Origin of the sequence: Corynebacterium tuberculostearicum SK141, assembly GCF_000175635.1 — a bacterium.
GTDB lineage: Bacteria > Actinomycetota > Actinomycetes > Mycobacteriales > Mycobacteriaceae > Corynebacterium > Corynebacterium tuberculostearicum_C.
On record NZ_ACVP01000027.1, the window covers coordinates 1 to 17,110 of the forward strand.

The 17,110-nt window shown below is 56.6% G+C and carries 18 protein-coding genes and 2 tRNA genes; 9 read left to right on the forward strand and 11 right to left on the reverse strand.

Annotation, left to right across the window (positions count from 1 at the left end; translation table 11 throughout):
* Positions 1-22: 22 nt before the first annotated feature.
* The 4 genes from CORTU0001_RS08920 to CORTU0001_RS08935 form a co-directional block, all read right to left on the reverse strand.
* The gene (locus CORTU0001_RS08920) at positions 23-856 is read right to left on the reverse strand and encodes an aldo/keto reductase (RefSeq protein WP_005329158.1); all 834 of its coding nucleotides are present in this window, start codon (positions 854-856) and stop codon (positions 23-25) included.
* A gap of 18 nt (positions 857-874) precedes the next feature.
* On the reverse strand, positions 875-1,507 hold the full coding sequence (locus tag CORTU0001_RS08925; RefSeq protein ID WP_005329161.1) for a hypothetical protein: 633 nt from the start codon (positions 1,505-1,507) through the stop codon (positions 875-877).
* Positions 1,508-1,575: 68 nt separating this feature from the next.
* Positions 1,576-2,268 carry a nitroreductase gene (locus CORTU0001_RS08930; protein ID WP_084771679.1) on the reverse strand — a complete coding sequence of 231 codons (693 nt, stop codon included), beginning with the start codon at positions 2,266-2,268 and terminating at the stop codon, positions 1,576-1,578.
* Positions 2,269-2,386: 118 nt separating this feature from the next.
* Positions 2,387-2,461 (reverse strand) — tRNA-Gly (locus CORTU0001_RS08935).
* A 121-nt stretch (positions 2,462-2,582) separates the two neighbouring features.
* On the opposite strand from CORTU0001_RS08935, the gene CORTU0001_RS08940 reads away from it, so the two are divergent.
* The 3 genes from CORTU0001_RS08940 to tig all read left to right on the forward strand — a co-directional run bounded on the left by CORTU0001_RS08940 (position 2,583) and on the right by tig (position 5,064).
* Positions 2,583-3,407 (forward strand): flagellar basal body-associated FliL family protein, encoded by an 825-nt coding sequence (locus tag CORTU0001_RS08940; protein WP_005329173.1) that lies wholly within the window; start codon positions 2,583-2,585, stop codon positions 3,405-3,407.
* A gap of 134 nt (positions 3,408-3,541) precedes the next feature.
* Positions 3,542-3,615: transfer RNA gene (locus CORTU0001_RS08945), tRNA-Pro, on the forward strand.
* 90 nt (positions 3,616-3,705) lie between these two features.
* Complete coding sequence (tig, locus tag CORTU0001_RS08950; RefSeq protein WP_005324044.1) at positions 3,706-5,064, forward strand: trigger factor; 1,359 nt, start codon at positions 3,706-3,708, stop codon at positions 5,062-5,064.
* A 173-nt stretch (positions 5,065-5,237) separates the two neighbouring features.
* Here the strand turns inward: tig and CORTU0001_RS08955 are convergent, their stop codons facing one another.
* The 6 genes from CORTU0001_RS08955 to CORTU0001_RS12015 all read right to left on the reverse strand — a co-directional run bounded on the left by CORTU0001_RS08955 (position 5,238) and on the right by CORTU0001_RS12015 (position 10,702).
* The gene (locus CORTU0001_RS08955; RefSeq protein WP_005329174.1) at positions 5,238-5,819 is read right to left on the reverse strand and encodes an NADPH-dependent FMN reductase; all 582 of its coding nucleotides are present in this window, start codon (positions 5,817-5,819) and stop codon (positions 5,238-5,240) included.
* Between the two features lie 39 nt (positions 5,820-5,858).
* On the reverse strand, positions 5,859-6,194 hold the full coding sequence (locus tag CORTU0001_RS08960; RefSeq protein ID WP_141740748.1) for a hypothetical protein: 336 nt from the start codon (positions 6,192-6,194) through the stop codon (positions 5,859-5,861).
* On the reverse strand, positions 6,115-7,140 hold the full coding sequence (nrdF, locus tag CORTU0001_RS08965) for a class 1b ribonucleoside-diphosphate reductase subunit beta (RefSeq protein ID WP_023020918.1): 1,026 nt from the start codon (positions 7,138-7,140) through the stop codon (positions 6,115-6,117). Before nrdF ends, CORTU0001_RS08960 begins: the two co-directional genes overlap by 80 nt.
* Before the next feature lie 52 nt (positions 7,141-7,192).
* Positions 7,193-9,388 (reverse strand): class 1b ribonucleoside-diphosphate reductase subunit alpha, encoded by a 2,196-nt coding sequence (gene nrdE, locus CORTU0001_RS08970; RefSeq protein WP_005329178.1) that lies wholly within the window; start codon positions 9,386-9,388, stop codon positions 7,193-7,195.
* Positions 9,389-9,438: 50 nt separating this feature from the next.
* Positions 9,439-9,906, reverse strand: coding sequence for a class Ib ribonucleoside-diphosphate reductase assembly flavoprotein NrdI (nrdI, locus tag CORTU0001_RS08975; protein ID WP_005324049.1), 468 nt, complete (start codon positions 9,904-9,906; stop codon positions 9,439-9,441).
* 115 nt (positions 9,907-10,021) lie between these two features.
* Positions 10,022-10,702, reverse strand: a complete 681-nt coding sequence (locus tag CORTU0001_RS12015) for a metal-dependent transcriptional regulator (protein ID WP_005329179.1) — start codon at positions 10,700-10,702, stop codon at positions 10,022-10,024.
* 138 nt (positions 10,703-10,840) lie between these two features.
* Here CORTU0001_RS12015 and CORTU0001_RS08985 point away from each other — a divergent pair, with 138 nt between their 5' ends.
* The 6 genes from CORTU0001_RS08985 to CORTU0001_RS09010 all read left to right on the forward strand — a co-directional run bounded on the left by CORTU0001_RS08985 (position 10,841) and on the right by CORTU0001_RS09010 (position 16,153).
* Positions 10,841-11,440, forward strand: coding sequence for an ATP-dependent Clp protease proteolytic subunit (locus tag CORTU0001_RS08985; RefSeq protein WP_005324051.1), 600 nt, complete (start codon positions 10,841-10,843; stop codon positions 11,438-11,440).
* Positions 11,441-11,460: 20 nt separating this feature from the next.
* Positions 11,461-12,084 carry an ATP-dependent Clp protease proteolytic subunit gene (locus CORTU0001_RS08990; protein WP_005324052.1) on the forward strand — a complete coding sequence of 208 codons (624 nt, stop codon included), beginning with the start codon at positions 11,461-11,463 and terminating at the stop codon, positions 12,082-12,084.
* Positions 12,085-12,321: 237 nt separating this feature from the next.
* Positions 12,322-13,824 carry a peptide MFS transporter gene (locus tag CORTU0001_RS08995; protein WP_005329182.1) on the forward strand — a complete coding sequence of 501 codons (1,503 nt, stop codon included), beginning with the start codon at positions 12,322-12,324 and terminating at the stop codon, positions 13,822-13,824.
* Between the two features lie 318 nt (positions 13,825-14,142).
* Positions 14,143-15,441 carry an inorganic phosphate transporter gene (locus CORTU0001_RS09000; protein ID WP_005329184.1) on the forward strand — a complete coding sequence of 433 codons (1,299 nt, stop codon included), beginning with the start codon at positions 14,143-14,145 and terminating at the stop codon, positions 15,439-15,441.
* A 3-nt stretch (positions 15,442-15,444) separates the two neighbouring features.
* Positions 15,445-15,735 carry a hypothetical protein gene (locus CORTU0001_RS09005; protein ID WP_005324056.1) on the forward strand — a complete coding sequence of 97 codons (291 nt, stop codon included), beginning with the start codon at positions 15,445-15,447 and terminating at the stop codon, positions 15,733-15,735.
* A gap of 163 nt (positions 15,736-15,898) precedes the next feature.
* On the forward strand, positions 15,899-16,153 hold the full coding sequence (locus CORTU0001_RS09010) for a hypothetical protein (RefSeq protein WP_005324057.1): 255 nt from the start codon (positions 15,899-15,901) through the stop codon (positions 16,151-16,153).
* A 99-nt stretch (positions 16,154-16,252) separates the two neighbouring features.
* Here the strand turns inward: CORTU0001_RS09010 and fabG are convergent, their stop codons facing one another.
* Positions 16,253-17,020, reverse strand: a complete 768-nt coding sequence (gene fabG / locus CORTU0001_RS09015) for a 3-oxoacyl-ACP reductase FabG (RefSeq protein ID WP_005329186.1) — start codon at positions 17,018-17,020, stop codon at positions 16,253-16,255.
* Positions 17,021-17,110 lie beyond the last annotated feature (90 nt).

Genomic DNA, 17,110 nt, shown 5'->3' on the forward strand with positions numbered 1-17,110 from the left:
GGTTCGGCCAAGGCGCTAAGGCTTAAGTGTCATTCATGTCATTTGGGTGCGGACCGCCTCGTCCCTCTTCGCCCTCATCCAGGGCGGTGATGGCAGCCATCTCGTCCTCGGTGAGCTCAAAGTCGAAGACGTCGAAATTCTCCGCGATGCGCGATGGCGTGGCGGACTTAGGGAAGAGGATGACGCCATTTTGCAGGTGCCAACGGATGACGACCTGCGCTGGGCTGACATCGTGCGCCGCAGCGGCGTCGGTGACCTCGGGGGCATCCAAAATATCGCTCTTACCCTGCCCCAAAGGCCCCCATGCCTCAATAGCGACGGTGTGGGCGCGGAAGGCGTCCAGCTCGCGCCAGCGCTGCAGGTAAGGGTGAAGCTCAACCTGATTGACCGCCGGCTTGACGTCGGTCTTGAGCTCCAGCTGGTCCAGGTGCTCGAGCTCGAAGTTGGAGACGCCGATGGACTTTGCCTTGCCCTGCTTTTGCAGCTCGATGAGCTGCTGCCAGGCCTCGACGTAGGTTCCCTTCGCCGGGGTCGGCCAATGGATGAGGTAGAGATCCACATACTCTAGGCCGAGCTTGTCCAAAGATTCATCAAGTGCTGCGGCGGCATCGGTCTGGCGGTCATTCCACAGCTTGGTGGTGACAAAAAGTTCCTCGCGCGGGATGCCGGACTTGGCAATTGCCCGGCCCACGCCTTCCTCGTTGCCATAGATAGCGGCGGTATCGATATGGCGATAGCCCACGCGCAGGGCCTCGGCTACCAGCTCTTCGGTCTTATCCGGATCCATTTGGAATACGCCAAAGCCCAGCTGCGGGATGGTATTGCCGTCATTAAGGGTGATGTTAGGTACGCTCATGCGCCCCAGACTACCTGCCTACTGCAGTGGGCCGAGCGTGATGAATTTATTCCACGTCTCCCACTCATCTTGCAGGCGGGCGCGCTCGTGGGGTGGGGTAGCGGTGCCGTCGATAAGCGCGGCATCAATCATGAGCACGCCATTGTCAAAGAACAACGCGGCGTGCCCCGAGGCGCCATGGCGCAGTACCGGAACCAAGTTCAACCCATCGAAGGACAAGCGAGCATTGGGCCGCACATCCAGCCCGGCAATGGCGGCGAGGGTAGGAGCCAAGTCAATAGGGGAGACTAGCTCGTTATTCTCCCCGTTTTCCGCCACGCCCGGCCATAGCACCGACATGGGGGCATTTCCGCCCAGCAGGGAGCAGACGGCAATGACGCCTTCAACCTGGTCGAGTTCCTCCAAGCTGGGCTGTTCTAGCAAGCGAAAGACGTCTTCACCGGCAGGGTGCGTGTCTTCGCGGACCTCATAGCCCACCCCAGCAAAAACCTCGCTGATGCGCGTGGTGGCTTGGCGCTGTGGGTACTGCCCGGTCAGGGTACCGCGGCGGGAGTCCGCATAGGTTTCCGAAGGCACCCACGTGTTATTAAAACGAACGCCGCGCAGTGCGGTCTCCGGCGCATGGTCAAAGGTCGCAAGAGTGATATCCATGGACTCAATTCTAGGCTTGCCGACGCCCCCTACGGCGAACTTTGCTCACAGAAATCACCGCCGCGGTTCTAGTCGAGCTCTAGTCCCTCGATGCCGTGCATCGTCACGGTCTCTGAGAGTGGCGCGCGGCCAGGAGCCGTGTTGAAGACTGGGCTCGATTCATCGGCCGTACCAAAGGTAATGGCGGTGACCAGCTTGTATTCCTCGTCCACGCCGAGGAATTCACGTGCGGTTGGCGCAATCAGGGAAATCATGCCCTGCGGGATGCCGTGGTAGCCGTGTGCCTCGAGGGAAAGCAGGAAGTTTTCGGTGTAGGTTCCCTGGTCAAAGGCGGCGCGGATGCGGTCGCCCATCGGCGGGATAAAAAGCAGCACCGCATGGGGCGCGCCAAAGAAGCGCAGGTTTTCGCGGATGAACTCCATGCGGCCTTCTTTATCCTCGCGCTTAATGCCAAGCAGCCCGTACATTTTGGCGGCCAGTTCCTGGGAACGCTGGGGATGGATGCCCTCACCATAATCGGTGGTGAAGTCCGGGCTAAGGCCGTTGGTATCGAATTCCTTGATCAGTGCGGCGCTAAGCTCCTTGAGCTTTTCTCCGCCCACCACGTGCACGTTCCACGGCTGGGTATTGGAGTTGGACGGTGCGGATTGAGCGTCCTCCAAAACCTGCTTGATGTCTTCAACCGGCATGGGCTCCGGCAGGAACGCGCGGGGAGAATGGCGACTGCGGATGAATTCGGAATACTTATTCGAGGAAGTCATGCGCGCCACCCTACACATCATCGCATGTGTCTGCCTTAAACCAAGCGTGGCCAGCGCGGGTGAGCGGGTCTGGGGTAGGTAAAACGAAAAAATCGCCCACCTGAACGATGAGCGAAAATGGAGGGAATGACGGGAATCGAACCCGCGTCTTCAGCTTGGAAGGCTGAGGTATTAGCCACTATACGACATTCCCACAGCGCGCTATTGAACGCTGCGCCATACTTTAGCGCACGCGGGGGCAAAAATGAAAATAGGGAACTAGGGTGGCGCTTGAGCCGTTGTTATAAGAGGAATGGCCCTACCAATAGAAAGCGATGATCGTAGTGGGAATTTTGCTCCTTGTGCTGGCAGTCGGCGGAGGCGCGTGGTTTATGTCTTCGCACAACTCCCAAAAACGCCGCGAGGAACGAGAAGCACAGCAATTGGCCGATGCACAAGCTGACGCTCGCCGGTGGATTGAACGCCTGGGCGGCCAAGTAATGCAGATTTCTGGCACAGACTCTGCCTCCCAGCAGGCAATGGCCGATGCGTCCGAGCGTTTCACGGCAGCTAACTCGGCGATTTCGCGCGCCACCACCGCAAAGCAGGCAAACCTAGCGCGTGAGTCCGCTTTGGAGGGCATGCATTATGTGAATGCTGCGCGCGAGATTATGGGCATGAACCCAGGCCCAGAACTGCCGCCGCTCGAGGGGCAGCGCGCCGCCGGCAAGGTGACGGAAAAGCGCACGGTGGAAACGAATGGCCAGCAGATTACTGCCTCGCCGTATGCTTCCGCGGATACCCCGAACTACTACCCAGGCGGAACCGTGGCCGGCCGTCCGGTTCCGGCGGGTTGGTATTCCCGTCCATGGTGGGCTGATGCATTGCAGACCGGCGTGTGGATGGTGGGCTACTCCATGATGTTTAATGCTCTGTTCTCCGGCATGTCCGGCATTGGCTATTCCGCAGCTGCCGCAGAAAGCGGCGACTGGGGTGGAGCCGATGACATGGGTGGTGCTGGCGACATGGGCGGTGACGCTGGAGATGCTGGCGACGTCGGTGACATGGGCGGCGGCGATGACGGCGGCGGCCTATTTGATGGCCTTGGCGATGGCGATGGCGGCGGATTCTTTGACGGAATGTTTGATTTCGATTTCTAGCCGCTAGGCTGTCAAAAGCGGCCTCTGTGCTGCGTTGATTCCATTAAGTGGGGGTCCGTTTAGGAGATTTAAAACGGACACGGTACACTGTCTCAGGTATGCAACGCAGCCAAGGCAACTTGGTGGCCTACATACGGGGCGTGGCGCAGTTTGGTAGCGCACCTGCTTTGGGAGCAGGGGGTCGCAGGTTCAAATCCTGTCGCCCCGACGTATGGGGGTCTGGAAATGCCCTAATAAGGATTTCCGGACCCCCTTTAAGTTTATGTACGTAAAACAATGAAGCCAGGGAGATTCACTCGTGAAGACCACCGTAGACAAGCTGAGCGATACCCGCGTTAAGCTCACCGTCAACGTTCCGTTTGCGGAGCTGGACCAGGAAATCGATCAAGCTTACGCGGCAATCGCGCAGCAGGTTTCTATTCCAGGTTTCCGTAAGGGCAAGGCACCGCGCCAGCTTATTGACGCTCGCTTCGGCCGCGGCCCCATCCTGGAGCAGGTTGTCAACGACATGCTGCCTTCCCGTTACGAGCAGGCAGTCAAGGAAAACGATCTGAAGGTCATCGGCCAGCCGGACGTTGACATTTCCAAGATCGAAGACAAGGACTTTGTGGAGTTCACCGCCGAGGTTGATATCCGCCCTGAGTTCGAGATTCCGGACTTCTCCAAGATCTCCGTTACCGTTCCGGCCCTGAAGGCTGACGAAGAGGACGTCGACAAGGCTCTGGAGGAGCTGGCAGAGCGCTTCGGTGAGCTCAAGGACACCAAGCGCAAGATGAAGACCGGCGACTACGCCATCATCGACATTACCGCTGAGATCGACGGCGAGAAGATTGAAGATGCTTCCACCGAGGGCCTCTCCTACCGCATCGGTGACGATGACCTCATCAAGGGTCTGGACACCGCCCTGCGCGGCATGAAGACCGGTGAGGATAACGAGTTCACCTCCACCATCCAGTCCGGTGAGCACAAGGATGAAGAGGCCACCATCAAGGTCCACGTCCAGCAGTCCAAGGAGCGCAAGCTGCCGGCTATGGACGATGAGTTCGCTCAGATGGCTTCTGAGTTCGACACCATGGACGAGCTGCGTGAATCCACCAAGACCCAGGTGGAGGAGACCAAGAAGGCTGAGCAGGCTGCACAGATCCGCGATGAGGTTCTGAAGTCCGCACTGTCCGAGGTTGAATTCGAGCTGCCGCAGTCCGTAGTTGACGAGCAGGCTCACTCCCAGCTGCACCAGATCCTGGGCCAGCTGGCTCACGATGAGAAGGCACTGGCTCAGCTGCTTGAGGCACAGGGCACCTCTCGCGAGGAGTTTGATAAGCAGACTCGCGAGCAGGCAGAAGAGTCCGTCCGCACCCAGCTGTTCCTCGACGCTGTAGCAGAGAAGGAAGAGCCGGAAGTCTCCCAGCAGGAGCTGACCGACCACATCCTGTTCACCGCTCAGTCCTACGGCATGGACCCGAACCAGTTCATCCAGCAGCTGCAGTCCAACGGCCAGATCGCTAACCTCTTCTCTGACGTGCGCCGTGGCAAGGCACTGGCTGCCGCTATCTGCCGCACCACCGTCAAGGATGAAGAGGGAAACGACGTGGACGTTGACCAGTACTTCGGTGAAATCGAAGAAGAGGACGCTGCAGAAGCTTCCGAGGAGAAGTAATCTCCCGCTTGTAACGCGCTGCTGCCACATGTGTGGTGGCGAGCGCGCATGAAACCCCGGATTCAGGTAACTCAAGGATGAGCCTGAATCCGGGGTTTGTGTCATTGTGAACGCCCTCTAGGAGTCTTTGAGTACTTCGAAGAGGGCATGATGTGTGTTGGCTGGGGATACCGCTAGCCGTTCTTGGCTCTAAAGGCCTCGTCGGTCAACTGCAGGAAGCGCATAACGTAATCCTTGACAAAGTCTGCGGTACGTTGATTGAGATGTCCGGACTCTTCGAAAAGGGTGGGGGATTGGCCCAGAAATACTTCGGGCTGACCAGGGAGCGGCATGTCGAAGTAGGACAGAGCGAGGCGAAGGTTCTTCTGTGAACTGTAGCCGCCCATGCGGCCTACAGAGTGGCTAATGATACCTACGGGAAGGTTCTTCCACGCCACATCTGAGTTGGGTTTAGAGCCGATGTCCACTGCGTTTTTGAGGCAGGCAGGGATAGTGCGGTTGTTCTCTGGCGTAATGAAGAGGATCCCGCTCGAGTTCTTGATGGTCTCGCGAAAGGTGGTGTACTCAGCCGGAGTGGGCTTGTCCGTGACGGCGGGGTCATCGTAGTCGAAGTCATAGAGCGGCAAGTCACGGATTTCCACGATGTTTGCCTCGTAGCCTTCAGGGATCATCGTGAGCACCTCGTGTGCAATCTTGCGTGCAAATGACTCTCGGCGCAGGCTGCCGACGATAACGCTGATATGTGGGGTGGTCATGGTAAACCTTCTTTCTTAGTTGGGTGTAGGGAGACGTGGTCAAGGGAGAAAAGGCTTGCAGCCAAAGGCCGGTGGTGGGCCGGCAGCGTGGGCGGCGGTGAGGAAGCCATCTACTTTGTCTCCTTCTTCATGGCGGAAGTACAGTTCGATGAGTCCTAGAAGCCCCCCGAGGACGGCCTCTCGTGCGGCGGATGTATTCAACAGCCGCATGGCTGCGGGTTGGTTTCCTTCGCGGATGGCTTCAAACAGCGCGATGGTCTCAAGCCAGCTTCCTTGGTCCGGTCGCGGAAAAGGTTTAGAAATCCCAGTCATCATCACTCGTTTCTTCAGCAGTACCAATGACATAGGAGGAACCAGATCCGGAGAAGAAGTCATGGTTCTCATCTGCTCCGGGGGCTAGGGCCGCGAGGATTTCTGGGTTCACTTCCGTTTCTTCGGGCGGGAAATAATCCGGGTAGCCCAAATTCATGAGTGCCTTATTGGCGTTATAGCGAACGAACACGGCTACATCATCCATGAGTCCCAAAGGCTCATATAGCTCGCCGGAATAGTCCAGCTCTAGTGCATAAAGCTCTTCTAGCAAAGAAATGGTGAAATCATGCATCTCCTTCTGCCGTAGCGGGGTCGTGGATTCCAGACCGCGCTGATATTTGTAACCCGAGTAGTAGCCGTGCACTGCCTTGTCACGCAGAATGAGGCGGATCATGTCTGCCGTATTTGTCAGGGTGGCGTGGACAGAAAAGTGCAAGGGAAGATAGAAACCCGCGTAGAGAAGCAGCGAGGAAAGCAACGTCGATGACACCTTGCGTTTGAGTGGATCCGGCCCAAAATAGTGCGCGAGAACTTTCTTGGCGCGTGCCTGGAGAAGGTCGTTATTCACCGCCCAGCGGTATGCTTCATCAATTTCCTTTGTACTGCTCAGGGTAGAAAACACTGAAGAGTATGAACGGGCATGGACTGACTGCATGAAGGCGATGTTGGTATACACGGCCTCCTCGTGTTCGGTGCGGGCATCTTGAATCTGACAGATTTCACCCACGGTGGCCTGGACAGTATCCAGGGTGGTGAGTCCCGTGAACACCCGCATGGTGAGGTTGCGTTCCTCGGGTGTCATCTTCTGCCACGCCGGGAGATCATTAGAAAGCGGGACCTTCTCTGGCAACCAAAAGTTGGCGGTTAGACGGTTCCACACTTCAAGATCCTTGTCATCGCTCACCCGGTTCCAATTGATGGCGCGGATGCGGGCTGAAGGATCATGCCGGTAGCTCGGCGGAGTAACTGAAATGCTGGTTAGTTCAGCACTATTCGATGTTGACGACATAGCTTCTTTCTTTCTGAGTGAATGGTTGTGGACAAGGAGGAGGACCGTGCTCCTACAAAGCACAGGAGACGCAGCCTTCGACCTCGGTTCCTTGGAGCGCGGATTGGCGTAAACGGATGTAGTAGAGGGTCTTGATTCCGGCTTTCCAGGCATAGATTTGTGCCTTGTTGATGTCCCGCGTGGTGGTATCAGCGGTAAAGAACAAGGTCAGGGAAAGCCCTTGGTCCACGTGTTGGGTGGCCATGGCGTAGGTGTCGATGATTTTTTCGTATCCCACGGCGTAGGAGTCATCGAAATACTCCAGGTTGTCGTTGGTCATTTCCGGCGCGGGGTAGTACACGCGCCCCAAGCGGCCTTCCTTGCGTATTTCAATTTTGGAGGCAATTGGGTGGATGGACGCGGTGGAGTCATTGATGTAGGAAATTGATCCAGTGGGTGGAACTGCCTGCAAGTAGGCGTTGTAGATGCCGTCTTGCATCACTAGATTCTTGAGCCGTAGCCAATCCTCGCGTTGAGGGATCTGCACGCCTGCTTCGTGGAAGAGCTGTTTTACGTGTTCAGTGGTTGGCGCCCAGTCTTGGTCGATGTATTTGTCAAAGTAGGCGCCAGTGGCATAGGTGGATTCTTCGAAGCCTGTGAATCGTTGCCCTTTTTCAACCGCGAGTGCATGGGATGCGCGGAGCGCATGGTAGGTCACCGTGAGGAAATAGATATTTGTAAAGTCCAGTGCCTCGGCGCAGCCATAAGGAATACGCTGTGAAGCAAGGAAGCCGTGGAGATTCATTTGGCCCAGACCAATGGCATGCATGGAAGCATTTCCGTGAGCGATGGAGGGAACAGCTTCGATATTCGTCAGGTCTGAAACCTTCGTGAGGGCACGCACTGCGGTTTCGACGGTCTCCCCGAAGTCCGGCGATTCAAAAGCCTTCGCAATGTTGAGCGAACCTAGATTGCAGGAAATATCCTGGCCAACGGTGGTGTAGTCACCCGAAGCTCCGTAGGTCGATGGCGTGTTGACCTGGAGGATTTCGCTACACAGGTTGGACATATTGATATGTCCTTTGAGGGGATTAGCGCGGTTGACCGTATCCTCAAAGAGGATGTAGGGGTATCCGGATTCGAACTGAAGCTCAGCCAGCGTGGTGAAAAACTCGCGGGCCTTAATGGTCGTGTGAGAGATTCGCGGATTGGCAACCAGCTCGTCGTAGTACTCGGTGATGGACATGTCAGACATGGCTACGCCGTACTCGCGAGCGATGTCATACGGGCTAAAAAGATGCATATCCTTGTTCTCTTTGGCCAGGCGGAAGGTTATATCTGGAATAACAACCCCCAGCGAAAGAGTCTTGATGCGGACTTTCTCATCGGCATTTTCCCGCTTGGTATCCAGGAAGCGAAGAATATCTGGATGGTGCGCATGCAGGTAGACGGATCCAGCGCCCTGCCGGGAGCCCAATTGGTTGGCATAGCTGAAGCTATCTTCGAGAATCTTCATGACTGGGACTACGCCGGAAGCCTGGTTCTCAATCTTTTTGATCGGGGCTCCGGATTCGCGCAGATTGCTCAGCAACAGGGCCACTCCACCACCGCGCTTTGATAGTTGCAGTGCAGAGTTCACGCAGCGGCCAATGCTCTCCAAATTGTCTTCGATTCGCAGGAGGAAGCAGGAGACCATTTCGCCGCGCTGGGCTTTGCCTGCGTTGAGAAAAGTAGGGGTGGCGGGCTGGAAGCGTCCGGTCATGATGCCATCCACCAGCTTTTCTGCGAGCTCTTCGTCGCCCTGTGCAAGGTATAAAGCTGTGGTGGCGACGCGTTCTTCGTAGCCTTCTAGGAATCGGGAGCCATCAAAGGTTTTCAGTGCATATGAAGTGAAGAACTTAAATGCGCCGAGGAAGGTGCGGAACTGATGCTTAACTCGATGTGCTCTGTCGTACATGGCGCACAGAAAGGCGTCATCATAAAGCTCAAGGAAATCCCGCTCGTAGTACTCGTTATCAACCAACCATTCCAAGCGTTGCTTGGTGGAATCGAACTGATGCATGCGGGGAGCGACATGGTGCGTGACATAGTCTTGTGCTGCCTGAATGTCCTTGTCAAACTGGATTTTTCCAGAAGCGTCGAACAAGTTCAGCTGCGCGTTGAGTGCGTGGTAGCTCTTGCGCTTGCCGACACCGCCGGCATTGTCTGCTGAAGCGGTGCGGGGCGTAGCGCCAATAGTCTGTGTGGGGGTGGCATCAAGAGGCCACATTGTGTTTTCCAATCTGTGTGATGCGGATGTGTTCTTCATCTTGTGGGGGATTAATGGGGTGTCATCGTTAGCTGCTTTTGCTGCTCCCAAAACTTCTGAAGGCCCTGCTTTACGGCGGCGATGTCCTTCTGGGTGCCGAGAAGCTCGAAGTGATACAGCTCCGGTACGTGGCACTTGGCGGAAATGATGCGTCCGGCGACGCAGTAAGCACTTCCGAAGTTGGTATTCCCTGAGGTAATAACGCCCCGGATAAAGGAGCGGTTGATTGGGTCATTGAGGAAGTCGATGACCTGTTTGGGGACTGCGCGTTTGAGCGAGCCGCCGCCGTAGGTGGGAACGATGAGTACGTACGGGTGTGAAACCTGGATCATCCCGGTTTTCTTGGGGCGCAGTGGAATGCGCACCGCGGGTCTATCTAAGCGTTCGACGAATCTTTTCGTGTTCTCTGAAACGCTGGAAAAGTACACCAAATCTGGTGAGTCTGACATAGCAATCCTGCTCATCCTGGCCTTAGCCATAAGTGGGATAGGTGATATTCGAAAAGACTAACTACGCAATGCCGTAGTTGCAACTACGGTCTAACGTAGTTTTGAAAAGGGCAGGTGAGAGCAGGATTAATGCAAAGGGGAATGTCTAAAGGTTGTGGTGTGCTACAAACACTGCGTCGGTAGCTGGGCGTCCAAGTGCTACCCACTGAGTGCCGCCGGCCACCTGTATTTCGAGAGAATCTGAAAAGGGCGCTCCCTCGCGCGTGCTAAGAACAGCCCCAGTGACAATGCCGCGCTCTTCAAGGAACTTCAGCAGTTGTGGGTCGGAATCAGAAATGCGTTCCACGGTCACCTGCGATTGTGCACCGCTGTCGGTGAGGCGATGCGCACTGGGGATGGTGATCTGTCCATCAACCGTAGGGATAGGATCGCCGTGCGGATCCCTAGTGGGGTAATCAAGGAACTTATCCACACGTTCTATGAGCATGTCAGACACCGCGTGTTCGAGATTTTCGGCTTCATTATGGACTTCGTCCCAGGTGTAGCCCAATGCTTGAACCAAAAAAGACTCAAGCAATCGGTGACGGCGCACCATGACCAATGCGTACTGCCTGCCAAGTTCGGTTAACTCCACAGAGCCATAGGGCGTGTGTGACACGAGCCCTTGCTTCGCCATTTTGCGCACTGCATCGGAAACCGAGGAGAGCTTGAGTCCCAGCTGTTTCGCTATAAGCGTGGCGGTAACGGGCTCGGATGACCATTCCTTTAGCCCCCAGATAGCTTTCAAATAGTTCTGGGTACTGGTGGACAGCTCGGAAACAGACATGAGTAAATGTTAACCCAGCTTCCGTGTGCGCCTTTGGCGCTGTGGCCCAACGCTCATAGCGAACAGAGGCCAAGTTTGAGAGGAATGCCGGTAAGGTGGGGCCAGTTAAAGCATTCTTCACTTGAAGGAGAACCACTAATGTCTGAGAAGATTTCAATGAACTCGTCGTCTACGGGTATGAATCTGAGCGATAGCGTGTACGAGCGCCTGTTGCGCGAGCGCATTATCTTCCTGGGAACCCAGGTCGATGATGAGATTGCGAACAAGCTGTGCGCCCAGATCCTCCTGCTGTCCGCCGAGGACCCCACTCGCGACATTTCGCTCTACATCAACTCCCCGGGTGGCTCTGTCACTGCGGGCATGGCTATTTATGACACCATGAAGTACTCGCCGTGCGATATTGCCACGTACGGCATGGGCCTGGCTGCCTCCATGGGTCAGTTCCTGCTTTCCGGCGGCACCAAGGGCAAGCGCTACGCTCTGCCGCACGCGCGCATTATGATGCACCAGCCTTCCGCTGGTGTCGGTGGTACCGCTGCGGATATCGCGATCCAGGCTGAGCAGTTTGCTCAGACTAAGCGCGAGATGGCCGAGCTCATTGCAGAGCACACCGGCCAGACTTTTGAGCAGATCACCAAAGACTCCGATCGTGACCGTTGGATGACCGCACAGCAGGCTAAGGACTACGGCATTGTTGACCATGTCATTGAGTCCGTTAACGGTCCGCTGAGCAACTAGGGAATAAGGAGAAAATCACTATGAATCAATCCCAGATGCCAAGTTCCCGCTACGTTCTGCCGTCCTTCATTGAGCAGTCCGCACAGGGCACTAAGGAAACCAACCCATACTCCAAGCTTTTTGAAGAGCGCATCATCTTCCTGGGGACCCAGGTGGATGATACTTCCGCCAATGACATCATGGCGCAGTTGCTAGTCCTGGAAAGCCAAGACCCGGACCGTGACATCACCATGTACATCAACTCGCCGGGTGGTTCCTTTACCGCGCTGATGGCTATTTATGACACCATGCGCTACGTGCGTCCTGACGTTCAGACCGTGTGCTTGGGCCAGGCTGCTTCCGCAGCAGCAGTGCTCCTAGCTGCGGGGGCACCGGGCAAGCGCGCAGCGCTGCCAAACTCCCGCGTGCTTATCCACCAGCCGGCGACCCAGGGTACCCAAGGCCAGGTTTCTGACTTGGAGATCCAGGCCGCCGAGATTGAGCGCATGCGTAAGCTGATGGAAACCACCCTGTCTGAGCACACTGGTCGTACCGCTGAGCAGATCCGCATTGACACTGACCGCGATAAGATTCTGACCGCTCAGGAGGCCGTCGAATACGGCATCATCGATACGGTCTTTGATTACCGCAAGCTCAACGCTTAATTTGGAATAACTTATTCCACGTGGCCCCTGCCGCGCAGCCGGATTCCGGTTGCGCGGCAGGGGCTTTTGGCATTGTGGGGCAGGGAAGGGGCAAAGCCCTGCTAAATCTTGCTGCACCCGAATGGGGTAATGCTCTCTGCGCAATATCTGCAGGTCGTTCGGTTTATTTCTATCGTGCGACACTAAACTTATAATGGCCGATTTGTGATTTAGGCCTCCAAGTGGTCAGATGTTTTCATGGAGAAACACACATCTGAGGCGGCGGCCCAGGCTGCTGCGCCCACGCCGCAGAGCGGCGAGCGTACATTCTTTGGTCACCCTTGGGGTTTGGCCAACCTCTTTGGCGTGGAAATGTGGGAGCGCTTCAGCTTCTACGGCATGCAGGCGCTTGTCTTGCTGTACATGTATTACGCCACGACCGATGGCGGCCTGGGCCTAGACCGCGCGGACGCAACGTCCATCGTGGGTGCCTATGGCGGCTTGGTGTACATGGCCTGCTTGTTGGCTTCCCTGGTTGCCGACCGCGTCTTGGGTGCAGAGCGCACCCTGTTCTATTCGGCCGTTCTGGTTATGGCCGGCCACCTCGCGTTGGCGTTTATCCCCGCGGTAACTGGTTTGGCCATTGGTCTTGTCCTCATTGCGATTGGTTCCGGTGGCGTTAAGACCACCGCGCAGGTTGTGCTTGGCTCCATGTATTCCCGCGATGACCCGCGCCGCGATGGTGGTTTCTCCATCTTTTATATGGGCGTCAATATCGGTGGCCTCTTCGGGCCGCTGATTACTACTGCGTTGTGGGGCTGGAAGGGCTTCCACTGGGGCTTCGGCATCGCGGCAATTGGTATGGCGCTCGGCCTGATTCAGTATTCCCTGATGCGCAAGACCACCATCAAGGATGCAGGGCATGAGGTTCCAAACCCGGCTAGCTCGAAGCAACTGCTCATGGGTGGGGTTGTGGTAGCAGCCATCATTGTGATTATGGTGGTGGCATTGGCTACCGGCGCAATTCAAGTAGACTGGCTGTCCAATATCGTCACCGCGGTTGCTCTGGTTGCAGCAATCTATCTATGGGCGCAGATGTATACCTCGAAGTTGGTGACCCGCGAGGAAAAGAACCGTCTGTTGGGCTTTATTCCGATGTTTGTTTCCGGTGTTTTGTTCTTTGGCATCTTCCAGCAGCAGTTCACCGTAATGACGATTTATGCGGATGTGCGCTTGGATCGCCACATGTTTGGTTGGGAGATTCCGCCATCACTGGTTCAGTCCATTAACCCGATCTTTATTGTTATTTTCTCCGCTATCTTCGCGGCGATGTGGACGAAGCTAGGGAATAGGCAGTGGTCCACCCCAGTAAAGTTCGGTGTAGCCAATATCGTCATCGGCATTTCCTTGTTCTTCTTCCTGCCGTACTCGGGTTCGGCGGCGAACTCCACGCCGATGTATGTCATCATCCTCATTTTGTTCCTGTTCACTATGGCGGAGCTTCTCCTGTCGCCAGTGGGCAATGCACTGGCCACCAAGGTGGCGCCGGTGGCATTCCCGTCCCGCATGATGGCGGTATGGATGATGGCGGTGGCCATGGGTACCTCACTGGCCGGCTCCTTGGCTAGCTTCTATAACCCGGATGATGCAGGCGCGGAGAATACCTTCTTTATCTCTCTTGGTGTTGTATCCATCGTGCTGGGTGCGATCCTGCTTGTCCTAAGCCGTTGGGTGGTAAAGAAGTTCTCCACCTTCCGCTAGGTTTGGTAAAACACCCTTAAATGGGAGGTATGTTGGCTTGATGTTGGCATACCTCCCTTAGTGGTTTTTATCACTCAGGTTAAGTGGGGGAGGCGGGGGAATATAAACGCATTAGCTGCGGATAACCTCTCATTAGAAAAAGTGAGAGAGCTGATTACACGCCCCAGTAGGTTAACTAAAGGTTAACCAAAGAAAACATTAAAGAAAATCAATTGTCTGTGGATAGGCGCAGGAGTAATCTGCATTTCGTCCGCGACGCGTGAAGGCGCCGTAGATGCGTACCGTGTTCATCTGTTTTCTTTCCAAGGGGCCAACGCTGTGACAGCGACTCTGATTATCCTCGGTATTGTGGTGGTAACCGCCCTTGCCTTTGACTTTACGAACGGATTTCATGACACTGCCAACGCGATGGCTACGTCCATTGCCACCGGTGCTTTGAAGCCTTTTACTGCGGTGGCAATCTCCGCAGTCCTCAACCTTGTCGGTGCTTTCCTTTCGGTCAACGTTGCTGCGACCGTGGCAAAGGGCATCGTTAACCTTGATTCCTACGACCTGTCTGGCGCCGCCGCTGATACCGACGGCCAGGCGCTTTTGATGGTCGTCTTCACCGGCCTTATCGGCGGCATCATCTGGAACCTGTTCACCTGGTTGCTGGGTATGCCGTCCAGTTCCTCCCACGCCTTGTTCGGTGGCCTTATTGGTGCCGCCTTCGCCGCGATGGGCTCTACCGGTGTGGAGTGGTCCTCCATTGCCGGCAAGATTATTATCCCGGCCGTTGCCTCGCCGATTATCGCGGCGCTGGTATCCGCATGTGCGACCTTCCTTATCTACTGGGTTACCAACACAATTCCCAACAAGGCGAAGAACGAGCACTTCCGCCACGGTCAGATCGTCACCGCCTGCCTGGTGTCCCTGGCGCACGGCGCTGGCGATGCGCAGAAGACCATGGGTGTTATCTTCCTGGCATTGGTTGCTTCCGGGCATGCGGTTGCTGACGCCCGCATTCCAACCTGGGTTATCGTTTCCTGTGCTGTGGCTATCGCGGCCGGCACTTTGTCCGGCGGCTGGCGCGTTATCCGCACCCTGGGCAAGGGTCTGGTGGAGATTGAGTCCCCGCAGGGCATGGCCGCGGAAGCTACCTCCGCAGCGATCATCTTGACCTCTGCTACCGGTGGTATGGCACTGTCCACCACCCACGTGTCCACCGGTTCCATTTTGGGTACCGGCCTGGGCCGTCGCGGTGCCGAGGTTCGCTGGGGTGTGGCCATGCGCATGGTGTCCGCATGGCTCATTACCTTGCCGTGCGCTGCGTTCGTGGGCTTTGCTACCTGGTGGTTGGCACATGGCGTCTCTTCCTTTACTAACGTAGCAACCGGCGCCATCGTGGACTTCGTCTTGCTGCTGGCAATGGCCGCACTCATCGTGGTTCGCTCCCGCATGAACCCGGTGGATGCTTCCAACGTCAACAATGATTGGGACCCGAACTCCGAGTCTGTGGATTCCTCCATGGGTGCGGGCTCTGACCGCAAGGAGCCAGTTGCTGCCGGTGCCGCACCAGTGTCCGCTACCAAGGCGGAGGATGCCTCCGCGCCGTCTACTGCTCAAGAGGAGCGCTAAACCATGACTGCTGCAGAAATCTTCCAGTCCCTTATTCACGTTGCAGGCTTGGCGCTGGTCTTCGGCGCTGGCATTCCGCTCCTGTTCTCCCTGGGCATGCGGTGCATGACCGGTGATCCAATTCGTGACGACAACGGCGTTGTCGTGGGCGATACTCCGGCAAGTACGCAGATGAAGGTACTGGGCTGGACCGTCTATGCGGTGTTGGCCGTAGTCATTCTCGTGGCCATCATGTGGATTGCTCGCGATACGCTGGACCACTACTTCGGCTTTACGCCGTTCGGTGACCTATAAAGAATCCCCTTGCCTGAGGGCAAACCTTCCGTGTGATGCGCGGCACACTTTTCCAAAGTTAACAAAAGGTTAACTTTAAGCGACCTAGGGGTTGCTTAGTGGAAGTGTGCCGCGTATATTCTTCTCTATCAAACAGAGAGAAAGCCACATGGAGGTGTGAGAAATGAACAAGATGCGTACTTTGATGGACGGCATCGCTGATGCGTTCAAGGGCTCCACCACTGGAACCGGCCTGGACACCGTTTCAGAAGCTCCGGTTCGCGCTTTGGTGGCAGAAACCCTGCTTGACGCTGATAAGACCCCTGCTACTACCAAGGACGTAGCAGAGGCACTAGAAACCGTCACCGGTCATGCTCCGGATGAACACGAGATGCTCGATGCAGAACTTTTCCTGCTCGACTTCGATTGGCTGCAGTAAGCAGCACCTGAATGAAATCCCCACGAGGCCCCTTGCCGCACACTGTGTAGCAGGGGGCTTTGTGCTGCGTGGGGCACACGGGGGCGTCGGTAAGCGCGGCTAATCGCGCGGCGGCAGGATGGCCTCAGGGGTTTCGGGCAGGAGCTGGCCGCCATCGATAATAAGGGTTTGGCCGGTGATATAGCCTGCCTCTTCCGAAGCCAGGAAGGCCGCTGCGTTGCCAATATCGCGTGGGGTGCCCAGGCGGTGCAGCGGTACCGAGCGCGTCATTTGATCGAGGTACTCCTGGCCTTGGGCCTCGAGGCCCTCGGTGAGGATATTGCCTGGGAGGACCCCGTTGATGGTGATGCCATCGCGGGCCACCTCGAGCGCGGCCGAGCGCATAAACCCCTGCTGGGCGGCTTTGGAGGCGCCGTAGTGGGCCCAACCGGGAAAGCCCGTGTGCGAGCCGGTGATAGATGTGGTGATGACGATTCGTCCATAGCGGCGTTGCTTGAGGTAGGGGAGCGCCTCTTGGACCACCTTGAAAGTGCCGTGGGCGTTGATGGCAAACATCGCCTCCCACTTATCATCGGTCATCTCTGCCAGCGGGCAGTTGGGAAAGACGCCAGCATTGGAGCACACAATGTCGAAGCCGCCGTGCTCGGCAGTGACCTGGCGATACATGTCCTTAACCGAAGCGCGGTCGGTGACGTCCACGCGAATGGCGCTGGCACCCAACTCCTTAGCGGTAGCGGTGGCGTGGTCTAAGTCGATATCGGCGATGATGACGGTGGCGCCGGCCTCCCGCAGCGAGGCGACGATGCCGCGGCCAATGCCGGAGGCGCCGCCGGTGACAACGGCTACCCGGCCTGTGAGATCGAACATGATGCTCCTGTTCCTAAAAGGGGTGGGATGAGGGTGATTTCACCTTCTAGTTTAGGCCGCAGGAGCAGGAAGGGCCTGGGAAATTCGCCA